The sequence below is a fragment of the Streptomyces sp. NPDC104581 genome (assembly GCF_055583685.1).
On record NZ_JBVJNN010000007.1, the window covers coordinates 175,784 to 187,545 of the forward strand.

Consider the following 11,762-nt stretch of genomic DNA (forward strand, 5'->3'; position numbering starts at 1 on the left):
TAGAGGCATCTGCAAAAAAAACCAGAACAAGCGACTGCCCACCCCCTAACGCCACCCACAGCCCCCCCCCCCACACCCCCCCCCCCCTCCCCCCCCCCCCCCCCCCCCCCCCCCCCGCCCCACAACTGTTCGTGGCGGGGCCAGAGTTGGGCGTGGGACGGCAGAACGTACACCTGGCCCCCGCCCCGCCCCACCGGCTGGGATGTCGCCCCCCGGTGGCCCCAGCACCCGCTGAATCACAGGAGAGTTGGGTATCTCACAGCGGAGATTGAGGCCGCCGCATTCCCGGCGCCTGTGATGCCTGCGCAGAATGCTCCCCACAGAGGTTGCAGCTCCTGAACTCCGGGGAAAGGAGCGGTAGACAACCGGCGGCAGCAGGTGAGCGGGAGGCATGCACACATGGGCATGAGCGTGACCATCTCAGCGGCGAGTGCGCAGGACGCGGAGCACATTCTCAAGCTGCAGTACCTGTGTTACCAGAGCGAGGCCGAGCTCTACGGTGACTACTCCATCGAACCGTTGACCCAGACCCTCGACGACCTCAAGGACGAGATCGCCCGCGGCCACGCGCTGGTGGCCAGGCTCGGCGGCGAAGTCGTCGCCTCGGTACGGGGCGTCATCGACGCCGAGGGCACGGCCAGGATCGGCAAGCTCATCGTCCATCCCCGGATGCGGCACCACGGTCTCGGCGGCCGGCTGCTCGACGCGATCGAGGGGAGCTTCGCCGGCGACGAGGCGGCCAAGCGCTTCCAGCTCTTCACCGGCAACCGCAGCGAGGGCAATCTGCGGCTCTACCGGAGCAAGGGGTACGCGCCGGTGGCCAGCGAGGTGGCCGGCCCCGGAATCACGCTGGTGACCCTGGAGAAGGAGGCGGCTCCCGGAGCCTTCGTCGCCAGCGCCTGACGTCCGGCGGCGCGACGGCGTACGCCTCACCGGCCCGCTCACCCCGCCGCTCAACCCCGTCGGGACCTGCGCAGCCACAGCATCCCCGTGACCGGCAGCAGCACGGGAATGAAGACATAGCCCCAGCCGAACCCCGACCAGACCGTCGCCTCGGGGAAGGCCGAGGGGTCCACGAGCGTCCAGGTCCCGACGGTCAGCACGCCGACGAGTTCGGCCGCGCAGCACACCAGCGCCGCCTTACGCGCCGTCTCGCCGCCCCGTACGAGCGTGTACGTGATGAACACGTACACGACGGCGGCGATGCCCGACAGCGTGTACGCCAGGGGCGCGCGGTCGAACTTGGTGGAGATCTCGAAGGCGGTCCGCGACACCGCGCCGACCGACATCACCCCGTAGAGCCAGACCAGCAGCAGTCCCGGCCCCTGGACCAGCCGGGTCCGCCCGGCGGGCCGCTCGCCCTCGTTCCGGCCCGCCGTGTCCGCCCCGGCCCCGGTCCCGGTCTCCACCCTCAGCCTCCCCAGATGTCGTACAGGCGCACTTCGAGCACGGCGAGGAGCACGGCGCCCGCGGAGACCGTCACCGATCCCCACCGCGTCCGCTCGGAGAGGGAGAGGAACCCCGCGGCCGGAATCGCGGCGAAGGCGCCGAGCAGATACGAGACGAAGATCACCGAACTCTCCGCCGGCTCCTCGCCGCGCGCCAACTGAACGATCCCGACGACCAGTTGCGCGAGCGCCAGCACCGTGACCACGGCCATGCCGATGAAGTGCCAGTCCTTGGTGGGCTGGTCCCGGTAGGCGGCGAAACCGCACCAGGCGGCGAGGAGGAGCGCGGCCACGGAGATGGTGACCGTCAGGGCGACAAGCATGACGTCGAGAGTATTACGGCCGGACAAGCCTCCCGCCCTCGCCCCTGGAGGGCCGCGCCGAAGCCGCCGGGGGCCGGCCGGACCGGTGCCGTAGGGTCGATTCCCATGAAGATCCACGCCGACGCCCTCCTCTTCGACAACGACGGAACGCTCATCTCCTCCATGGCCTCGGTGTACCGGTGCTGGACCCGCTGGGCCGGCGAGTTCGGCGTCTCGGCGGACGACTTCGCCCGTGTGGAGCTGCACGGCCGCCCCGCCGCCGAGATCGTCGCCGACCTGCTGCCCGCCGCGGCCGTGCCGACGGCCGTGGCCCGGATCGAGCGGCTGGAGGTCGAGGACGTGGCCGGGGGAGTCGTCCTGCTGCCCGGCGCCGCCGATCTGCTCGCCGCGCTGCCCGCCGACCGCTGGGCCGTGGTCACCTCCGCCTCCCGGCGCCTCGCCGAGGCCCGGCTCACCGAGGTCGGCATCCGGCCCAAGACGCTCATCGCCGCCGACGACATCACGCGCGGCAAGCCCGACCCCGAGCCGTTCCTGCTCGCGGCCGGCCGCCTCGGCGTCGACCCGGCCCGCTGTCTTGTCTTCGAGGACGCCCCGGCCGGACTGCGCTCCGGAGCCGCCGCCGGTATGAGAACCGTGGCCTTGGCCACAACGCACGACCGCTCCGAACTGACCGCCGACGCCGTCGTCGGCGATCTCTCCGCCGTATCCGTGCAGGTCAGAGGCGCGGAGCTGGAAATCGACCTCGCCGTGTGAGCGCTCCGCCGCACCACCGGCAGGACCCGGAGGGCCTATCCGGTATCCGGACGGCCGGCCGGAGCGCGGAACCGTTTCTGCTTTACTTGCGCCATGACCACGACGAGCAGCCGCACCCTTGCGACCGAGGCGATCACGACGCCCGGTGCTCGCTGTCTGTGTCGAATGTGCGCCCACTGAGGGCCCCTGCCTGAGTCCCGCGCCCCGAAGCGGGACCCGACAGCTGCGACGCGGTGTACGTCGTGCCGTTCCGTACCTCTCGTCGTACGTCACGCGCGCGGACCACGCCCGCCCGCGCACGGCGCCGCACGGTCGTCCACCACGGAACGACGACCGGCCGTGCCACGCCGCGAGCCGACGGGCCGTGCCGCGCCGCGTCCCGTCGGACCCCCGCCCGTCCCTTCAGCAACTCCCCATGCCCCCGCGGCCGTCGTGCCGCGCACCGACAGTGACGGAAACCCCCTGTGATCACCACTACGGGCCTGACAAAGGTCTACCGGTCCGGCCGGTCGCGCGGCCATGAGGTCACCGCCCTGGACGGCGTCGACCTGCACGTACGCGACGGCGAGGTCTTCGGAGTCGTCGGCCGCAGCGGCGCCGGGAAGTCCTCCCTCATCCGCTGCGTCAACCTCCTCGAACGCCCCACGGCGGGCACCGTGACCGTGGACGGCACCGACCTGACCGCGCTCGCCGGGCGCGGCCGGCGGGCCGGCAAGGAGTTGCGCCGCGCGCGCAGTTCCATCGGCATGGTCTTCCAGCACTTCAACCTGCTGTCCTCGCGCACCGTCGAGGACAACATCGAACTGCCGCTGGAGATCCTCGGCCACTCCCGCCGGGAACGTTCCCACCGGGCCCTGGAACTGCTCGACCTCGTCGGTCTCGCCGACAAGGCCAAGTCCTACCCCGCCCAGCTCTCCGGCGGCCAGAAACAGCGCGTCGGCATCGCACGCGCCCTGGCCGGCAATCCCAAGGTGCTGCTCTCCGACGAGGCGACCAGCGCGCTCGACCCGGAGACGACCCGCTCCATCCTGCGACTGCTGCGCGACATCAACCGGCAACTCGGCCTCACCATCCTGCTGATCACGCACGAGATGGAGGTCGTGAAGACGATCTGCGACTCGGCCGCGCTGATGGAGAACGGCCGCATCACCGAGTCCGGCACGGTCGGCGAACTGCTCGCCACTCCCGGCTCCCGGCTGGCGCACGAACTGTTCCCCGTGGACGGCGCCGGAACCGGCCCCGGCAGCACGGTCGTCGACCTCACCTTCCACGGCGACGCCGCCGCCCGGCCGGTCATCTCCCAGCTGTCGCGCACCTACAACATCGACATCTCGATCCTCGGCGCGGCGATGGACACCGTCGCGGGCCGCCAGATCGGCCGGATGCGCGTCGAACTGCCGGGCCCCTTCGAGGAGAACGTCGTCCCCCTCGGCTTCCTGCGCGAACAGGGCCTCCAGGTCCGGGTCGTCGACGAACCGGCCGACGGCGCCGTGCCCGTCCCCGCCCCCGCGGCCGGTGACCCGGCCGGATCCACTGGGCAGCCCGCCGCGCTCACCAAGGACGGTGCCAAGTGACCTGGTCCGAAATGCAGCCGCTGCTCAGCCAGGGGACGCTCGACACCCTCTACATGGTGCTGTGGTCGGCGCTCGTGACCGTCGTCGGCGGACTGCCCCTCGGCGTCCTGCTCGTCCTCACCGACAAGGGCGGCCTGCTCCAGAACACGCCCGTCAACAAGGTCGTCGGCGTGATCGTGAACATCGGCCGCTCGCTGCCCTTCATCATCCTGCTGATCGCGCTGATCCCCTTCACCACCTTCGTCGTCGGCACCTTCATCGGCCCCACCGCGATGATCGTGCCGCTCGCCATCGGCGCGATCCCGTTCTTCGCCCGGCTGGTCGAGACGGCGATACGGGAGGTCGACCACGGTCTCGTCGAGGCCGTCCAGGCCATGGGCGGCTCGATCCCCACCATCGTCCGCAAGGTGCTGCTGCCGCAGGCGCTGCCGTCGATCGTCTCCGGCACGACCACCACCGTCATCGCGCTCATCGGCTACTCCGCCATGGCCGGCGCGGTCGGCGGCGAAGGTCTCGGCTCCAAGGCCGTCACCTACGGATTCCAGCGGTTCGAGAACGGCTTCATGATCGCCACGGTCGTCGTGCTGATCGTCGTCGTCACGGCCGTCCAGCTGATCGGCGACCTCGCCGTACGGCTGCTGACCCGCCGGACCCGTACGGCGTAGGCAGCCGCCCCCCAGATGTCCCACCGGTCCCGAACTCCTTGTCCGGGAGCGGCCACCCACACCGGAAAGAGGCACTCTTCGTGCGCACTCACCTCAAGATCGCCGCCGCCGCGGCCACCACCGCCCTCGCCATCGGCCTCAGCGGCTGCGGCACCTCCTCCGACCCCGCGGAGAAGTCCGCGGCCGGAGCGGAGGCCGACGAGTCCAAGCCGCTGACCGTCGCCGCGTCCCCGACACCGCACGCCGACATCCTGAACTTCGTCAAGGACAATCTCGCGGCGGACGCCGGGCTCAAGCTCGACGTCAAGGAGTTCACGGACTACGTCCTGCCGAACACCGCCACCGAGAGCGGCGAGGTCGACGCCAACTACTTCCAGAACAAGCCCTACCTGGACGACTTCAACAAGAAGAACGACACCCACATCGTCCCGGTCGTCAACGTCCACCTGGAGCCGCTGGCCCTCTACTCCAGGACGGTCGGGGACCTGAGCGCCCTCAAGTCCGGCCAGACCGTGGCGATCCCCAACGACACCGTCAACGAGGGCCGCGCGCTGAAGCTCCTCGCCGACAACGACGTGATCACACTCGCGGACGGTGTGGAGGGCAACGGGACCCTCGCCGACGTCGAGGACGCCAAGGGCCTGAAGTTCAAGGAGCTGGAGGCCGCCACACTGCCCCGCGCACTGAACGACGTGGACGCCGCCGTCATCAACGGCAACTACGCCATCGAGGCGGACCTCAACCCCGCCGAGGACTCGCTGGCCCTGGAGAAGACCGAGGACAACCCGTACGCCAACTTCCTCGCCGTCAAGGAGGGCGGGGAGAAGGATCCGCGCGTGCTGAAGCTCGCGAAGCTCCTCAACTCGCCCGAGGTGGAGAAGTACATCGAGGACACCTACAAGAACGGCGCCGTCCTGCCCGCCTTCGGTCCGCCCGCGTAACCAACTCGCCCCGCCAGGCCGTCAATCCGGTACGAGCCCCGCACACCCCGCGTGTGCGGGGCTCACCCGATACTGCATGCTGTGCATTTACGACGGACTGAGGCATGGAGCTGCGTATGACCACCACCTTTCCGGACGTCTCCATCAGCACCGAGCGGCTGGTGCTGCGCCCGTTCGAGGCCGCGGACATCCCGGCCCACATCGAGATGATGAACGACGAACCGGTCATCGCGTGGACGTCGACGCCGCACCCGTACACCACCCGGGACGCCGAGGAATGGGTGAGCAGGCTCGCCCCGGCCGAACGCACCGAGGGACGCGGACTGGTCCTGGCCGTCACCGAGTTCCTCACCCAGCGCCTCGTCGGCCTCGCCCGCCTCCAGAACACCAACTGGCGCACCCGCGCGACCGAGATCTCCTACATCACCGCTCCCTGGGCGCGCGGCGAGGGGTACGCCACCGAGTCGGTGCTCGCCGTCGCGCAGTGGCTCTTCCGCGACCAGACCTTCGAGCGCATCGAACTGCGCACCGCCGCCGACAACACCGCGGCCCAGCAGGTCGCGCAGAAGGCCGGCTGCATCAGCGAGGGAGTCCTGCGCAACGCGTGGATAGCGCGTACCCGGACGGAGGCCGGGGGCTGGATCGACATCCGCACCGACCTCATCGTCTGGAGCCTGCTGCCCGAGGACCTCGAAGGCGTGGCCGATCACATGGCGGACGCGGGAGGCTACTCGTCCTACCCCGACTGGAACTGAGCACGGGCCGGCCGCGACCCCGCCGCGGCTCCCGGCTTCCGGCCTCCGATGCCCGCCCCGGGGCCCCCGGGCAGACGGCGCGACGGCCGACCGGTACCCTCACACGCACCGCCCCGGTGCGGAATCCCTCACGGCACCATGTGCTCCACGGCGACTTCGGCCTGCGACAACACCACCTCACGACTCCTGGGGAGACTGACGACGATGGCCGACCGCGTCACGGTGATCGGCTGGGACGGCTCACCCCTCGCGCCCGCGGCCACGTCCGCGCTCGCCGCCGCCACGCTGGTGGCCGGCGCCGCTCACCATCTCGCCCTGCCGGAAGTCCCGCGGGACGCCGAACGCATCCGCCTCGGCAGCGTCGACCTCGCGGCCCGCCGGATCGCCGGCCACCGCGGCAGCGCCGTCGTACTGGCCGACGGCGACCCCGGGTTCTTCGGTGTCGTACGCACCCTGCGCGCGCCCGAGCACGGCCTGGAGGTGGAAGTCGTGCCCGCCGTCTCCGCCGTGGCCGCCGCCTTCGCCCGCGCGGGAATGCCCTGGGACGACGCACAAGTGGTGGTCGCCCACCGGCGCACGCTCCGGCGCGCCGTCAACGTGTGCCGGGCGCACACCAAGGTCGCCGTCCTCACCTCCCCGGGTGCGGGGCCCGCCGAACTCGCCCTGCTGCTCCAGGGAGTTCACCGCACCTTCGTGATCTGCGAGGAGCTGGGCACCGACCGCGAACAGGTCACCGTCCTCACCTCCGACAAGGCCGCCGACCACGTCTGGCGTGACCCCAACGTGGTGATCGTCGTCGGCGGCATCGGCACCGCGCCCGTCCGGACGGGCGGCTGGATCGCCGGCCACGACGCCGAGTACCCGCCGGCCGTGCGAGGTTGGGCGCTGCCCTCCGACGAGTACGGCATCGACCTCGACGAGGGCGAGTCGACCTGGCTGCGCGCCGCCCAGCTCGCCCGGCTCGGAGCCCGTACCGGCGACCTGGTCTGGGACATCGGGTCCGGCAGCGGCGCGCTCGCCGCGGAGGCGGGGCGCTTCGGCGCCGCCGTGATCGCCGTGGACGCGGAGCCGGGGGCGTGCGCGAGCACCGCCGCCGCGGCCCGTCGCGCCGGCGTGCAACTGGAAGTCGTGGAGGGCCGCGCTCCCCATGTCCTGGAGAACCTGCCCGAGCCCGACGTCGTCCGCATCGGCGGCGGGGGAGTGGACGTCGTCGTCGCCTGCGCCGACCGCAGGCCCGCGCGCATCGTGACGCACGCGGCGACGAGGGACGAGGCCGAGGCCGTCAGCACCGCGCTGCGCGAGGGCGGTTACACGGTGGAGTGCGTCCTGCTCCAGTCCGTCGACATGGACACCGGGGCCTGGTCCGAACGCGAACGTGCCGTCGTTTTCCTGGTGTCCGGTCAGCGGCCGGACCGCGCCCCCTGACCCTGTTGTCAGAGGTGCGAGGTAGGCTGACCGATCGTTGTACCGCAGCCGGTCGTTCGTCGCTTCGTTCGTCAATGTCCGGAAAAGTGGGTCGTTTTGGACCCCCATGTGGTACGGCTGCACCGGGGGACGCGCGACGTGGCGCAGCCCACAGCAAGCCGCGGCGGATCTCCGTGTGTCGGCGCCGGAGGGCCGCGAGAATACGTGCGGGCCGCGGCTCGACTCGTGCCGCGCGGCGCCCACGCTCGTTGACACTGACGGGCGCCGGACGCGCCGCCGAATCGGGCGCCCCGGTCGAAGGGCCGAAGGAGCACAACCAATGGGCGAGGGGTACGCATGACTGACACCGGCCAGGTCCCGGGCGAGGGGCAGCCGGAGAACGCAGGCATGGTGGAGCAGCCGGGCGACCCCGCCGGCTCCTACGCCTACCTGGGCCCCTCCGACGGTGCTCCCGAGGACGACGACCTTCTGCTGATGCCGAGTTCGCAGGGTGCCTGGGGCGATCCGCAGCCCGTGCCCCCGGCCGATCCGCTCGCGTCGGCGGGCTATGCCGTGCCGGAGCCGGAGCCCGTCCCCGTGGGGCATGTCCCGCAGCAGACGGCACAGGCCGAGTACGCGCCGCAGGCACCGTCGGTGCCGCAGTCGCAGATCGCCGCCTACTCGCAGCCCGAGTACCAGGCCGACTATCAGACCGACCCCTCGGGGAACGGGCAGACGCCGTATCAGCCGACGCCCGAGTACCCGGCGCCGGACGTGGCGTACGCGCAGGCGCAGCCCGTGCACGCCGCGCAGCCTGCACACCCCGCCGTGCCCGTGGCGCGGCAGGCCGAGTTCGCCGTGGCGCCCGAGGCGTACGCCCCGGCGGACGTCCCCGTGCAGAGCCCGGTCCCGGACGCCGTGGCGCAACCGGCCCCTGAGCCCGTCCCGGACGCCGTGCCGACGCCCCCGGCGGAAGCCGCCGATGCACCGGCACCGGCACCCGAGCCGTCAGCGGAGCCGGCGCAGGTAGTTCCCGCACCGCAGCCCGCTCAGGAGGCGCCCGCACCGGCGGTTCAGAAGGCGCCCGCGCCCGCGCACGAGCCGGGCGCGCACGAGACCGGTGGCCGCGACTCGGGCTCGGTCGACCTCGGGGCCGTACGGGTCCCGACCGCCACGCCCGCGCCGACTCCGCCGCCCGCGCGACGCCCGCTGCACATGGGTCCGCCGATTCCCGACCCGACGGGTGGCGTGGTGCGTTCGCTCGCGGACCGCGGCCCTTCGAGTGCGCCGCCGCACCCCGTCCGGGTGATGACGCAGGGTCCGCCTACGACCGGCCCCGAGTATCTGGACATCCCGCGCGAGGAGGCCGACGCGCTGCCCGGCCCGCAGCTCGGCGCGATTCCCGTGCGGGGCGCGGACCCGTGGGGCTCGCTCCCGCCGCAGCCCGGGACCCCGGTGGCGGAGACCGCGGTCGCGGTCGCCGAGCCCCAGGTGGTCGCGGAGCCCGCGGTCGTGGCGGAGGCTGCGGCGGAAACGGTCGTCCCCGAGGGGGGACCGACGTTCGCCCCGCAGCCGGTCGAGGCGCCCGCGCCGGAGCCCGAGCCCGTACAGGAAGCGGTGGCGGAGCCGGAACCCGTGCCCGTGCCCGAGGTGGTGGCCGGAGAGACGCCCGCGCCCGAGCCGATTGCGCAGCCGGTGCCCGAGGCGCAGCCGGTTCCCGAGCCGGTGCCTGTGCCGGTGGCCGAGGAGCCGGTAGCGGAGCCCGCCCCCGCGCCGCTCCCCGTGCCCGACGCGGTGGTCGTGGACGAGTCCCCCGCCGCCGACCCCGCCGACCCGGTGGAGCCGGTCGAGGCCGAGGAGAAGCGCGAGCCGATAGCGCTGTCCGGTGCGGACGCGGAGACCCCCGCACCCGCCGAGCCACAGCCCCCGCAGCCTGAGTCCGCACAGGCGGAACCGGAGCCGACGCCGGAGCCCGAGCCCGTAGCGGTCCCCGAGCCCGTGGCGGAGGCGGAGCCCGTACCGGCACCCGCCCCCGAGCCGGTGGCCGCCGCCGCCCCCGTGACGGAACCGGCACCGGCCCCCGTGCCCGACGCCGAGCCGCAGCCCCCCGCCGTCGCCGACGACGCGTCACCCCCCGCCCCCGGCTACGACGACGCCGAGCGCGAGGCCGTTCTACGCGTGATGCGCGAACGCCGCGACATCCGCAACGGCTTCCGCTCCGACCCCATCCCGCACGAGGTGCTGCTGCGCGTCCTCGAAGCCGCGCACACCGCTCCCAGCGTCGGCCACTCACAGCCCTGGGACTTCGTGGTCATCCGGTCCGCCGAGACCCGGCAGACGATGCACGAACTGGCCCAGCGCCAGCGCGACGCCTTCGCCAAGTCCCTCCCCAAGGGCCGGGCCAAGCAGTTCAAGGAACTGAAGATCGAGGCCATCCTCGACACCCCGGTGAACATCGTCGTCACCGCCGACCCCACGCGCGGTGGCCGCCACACCCTCGGCCGCCACACGCAGCCGCAGATGGCGCCGTACTCCTCCGCCCTCGCCGTCGAGAACCTGTGGCTCGCCGCCCGCGCCGAAGGGCTCGGCGTCGGCTGGGTCAGTTTCTTCGACGAGCGCGAGATGGTCCGCGCGCTCGGTCTGCCCGAACACCTGGACGTCGTGGCGTACCTCTGTGTCGGATACGTCGACGAGTTCCCGGAGGAGCCCGAGCTGGCGCAGGCCGGCTGGTCCAAGCGCCGCCCGCTGTCCTGGGTCGTCCACGAGGAGACGTACGGCCGCCGGGCCCTGCCCGGTGAGGAGCCGCACGACCTCCTCAAGGAGACGATCGCCGGGATCCGCCCGCTCGACGCCAAGGCGCTCGGCGAGGCGTGGGAGCGCCAGAAGCGGATGACGAAGCCCGCCGGCGCGCTCGGCATGCTGGAGATCATCTCCGCGCAGCTCAGCGGTCTGTCCCGGATGTGCCCGCCGCCGATCCCCGAGCCCGCGGCCGTCGCCGTCTTCGCGGGCGACCACGGGGTGCACGCGCAGGGTGTCACCCACTGGCCCCAGGAGGTGACGGCCCAGATGGTCGCCAACTTCCTGGGCGGGGGAGCCGTCTGCAACGCCTTCGCGAACCAGGTAGGCGCCGAGGTCTGTGTCATCGACGTCGGTGTCGCCGGCGAACTGCCCGCCACACCCGGTCTGTTGCCCCGGAAGGTCCGCGCGGGCACCGCCGACTTCACGACCGGGCCCGCGCTGACCCGCGAAGAGGTGCTGGCCGCGATCGACGTGGGCATCGAGACCGCCCGCGATCTGGTGGCGGCGGGCAACAAGGGCCTGCTCACCGGGGAGATGGGCATCGCGAACACCACGGCCTGCGCCGCGCTGATCTCGGTCTACACGGACGCCGACCCCGCCGAGGTCACCGGCCGCGGCACCGGCATCAACGACGAGATGCACGCGCGCAAGATCGACGTGGTCCGCCGTGGTCTCGAACTCCACCGGCCCGACCCCGCCGACCCGATCGGTGTCCTCGCGGCCTTCGGCGGTCTGGAGCAGGCGGCGCTCGTCGGGTTCCTGCTGGGCGGCGCCTCGCTGCGCACACCGGTCATCCTCGACGGTGTGAGCGCCGGAGCGGCGGCCCTGGTCGCCCGCGCGATCGCCCCCGAGGCGCTGGCCGCCTGCATCGCGGGCCACCGCAGCGCGGAACCGGGCCATGTGGCCGCGCTCAACAAACTGGGCCTGCGGCCCCTGGTCGACCTCGATCTCCGCCTCGGCGAGGGCACCGGCGCCCTGCTGGCGCTCCCGGTGGTGCAGAGCGCGGCGCGGGCGATGCACGAGGTGGCGACGTTCGATTCGGCGGGTGTGACGGAGAAGTAGCCGAACCGGGCGGGCGGTCCCGGCCCGCCCGGCGTTCG

10 protein-coding genes are annotated in these 11,762 nt (G+C 72.5%); 8 read left to right on the forward strand and 2 right to left on the reverse strand.

Features of this window, described 5'->3' with window-relative positions; all coding sequences use genetic code 11:
- Positions 1-399 precede the first annotated feature (399 nt).
- Positions 400-903 (forward strand): GNAT family N-acetyltransferase, encoded by a 504-nt coding sequence (locus ACZ61E_RS09005; protein WP_469698864.1) that lies wholly within the window; start codon positions 400-402, stop codon positions 901-903.
- Positions 904-953: 50 nt separating this feature from the next.
- Here the strand turns inward: ACZ61E_RS09005 and ACZ61E_RS09010 are convergent, their stop codons facing one another.
- Together ACZ61E_RS09010 and ACZ61E_RS09015 are read right to left on the reverse strand one after the other, a co-directional pair.
- Positions 954-1,409 (reverse strand): hypothetical protein, encoded by a 456-nt coding sequence (locus ACZ61E_RS09010; protein WP_469698865.1) that lies wholly within the window; start codon positions 1,407-1,409, stop codon positions 954-956.
- 2 nt (positions 1,410-1,411) lie between these two features.
- Positions 1,412-1,771 (reverse strand): hypothetical protein, encoded by a 360-nt coding sequence (locus ACZ61E_RS09015; protein WP_469698866.1) that lies wholly within the window; start codon positions 1,769-1,771, stop codon positions 1,412-1,414.
- A gap of 105 nt (positions 1,772-1,876) precedes the next feature.
- On the opposite strand from ACZ61E_RS09015, the gene ACZ61E_RS09020 reads away from it, so the two are divergent.
- From ACZ61E_RS09020 to cobT, 7 genes are all read left to right on the forward strand, one after another.
- On the forward strand, positions 1,877-2,524 hold the full coding sequence (locus ACZ61E_RS09020) for an HAD-IA family hydrolase (protein ID WP_469698867.1): 648 nt from the start codon (positions 1,877-1,879) through the stop codon (positions 2,522-2,524).
- Between the two features lie 464 nt (positions 2,525-2,988).
- Complete coding sequence (locus ACZ61E_RS09025; RefSeq protein ID WP_469698868.1) at positions 2,989-4,098, forward strand: methionine ABC transporter ATP-binding protein; 1,110 nt, start codon at positions 2,989-2,991, stop codon at positions 4,096-4,098.
- Entirely contained in the window at positions 4,095-4,763 is a 669-nt protein-coding gene (locus ACZ61E_RS09030) for a methionine ABC transporter permease (protein ID WP_469698869.1), read from the forward strand. The genes ACZ61E_RS09025 and ACZ61E_RS09030 overlap by 4 nt, the downstream gene beginning before the upstream one ends.
- 80 nt (positions 4,764-4,843) lie before the next feature.
- On the forward strand, positions 4,844-5,704 hold the full coding sequence (locus ACZ61E_RS09035; RefSeq protein ID WP_469698871.1) for a MetQ/NlpA family ABC transporter substrate-binding protein: 861 nt from the start codon (positions 4,844-4,846) through the stop codon (positions 5,702-5,704).
- A 104-nt stretch (positions 5,705-5,808) separates the two neighbouring features.
- Positions 5,809-6,459, forward strand: coding sequence for a GNAT family N-acetyltransferase (locus ACZ61E_RS09040; RefSeq protein WP_469698872.1), 651 nt, complete (start codon positions 5,809-5,811; stop codon positions 6,457-6,459).
- Positions 6,460-6,663: 204 nt separating this feature from the next.
- Positions 6,664-7,884 (forward strand): precorrin-6y C5,15-methyltransferase (decarboxylating) subunit CbiE, encoded by a 1,221-nt coding sequence (gene cbiE / locus ACZ61E_RS09045; protein ID WP_469698873.1) that lies wholly within the window; start codon positions 6,664-6,666, stop codon positions 7,882-7,884.
- 336 nt (positions 7,885-8,220) lie between these two features.
- Complete coding sequence (gene cobT, locus ACZ61E_RS09050) at positions 8,221-11,724, forward strand: nicotinate-nucleotide--dimethylbenzimidazole phosphoribosyltransferase (RefSeq protein WP_469698875.1); 3,504 nt, start codon at positions 8,221-8,223, stop codon at positions 11,722-11,724.
- Positions 11,725-11,762: the final 38 nt, after the last annotated feature.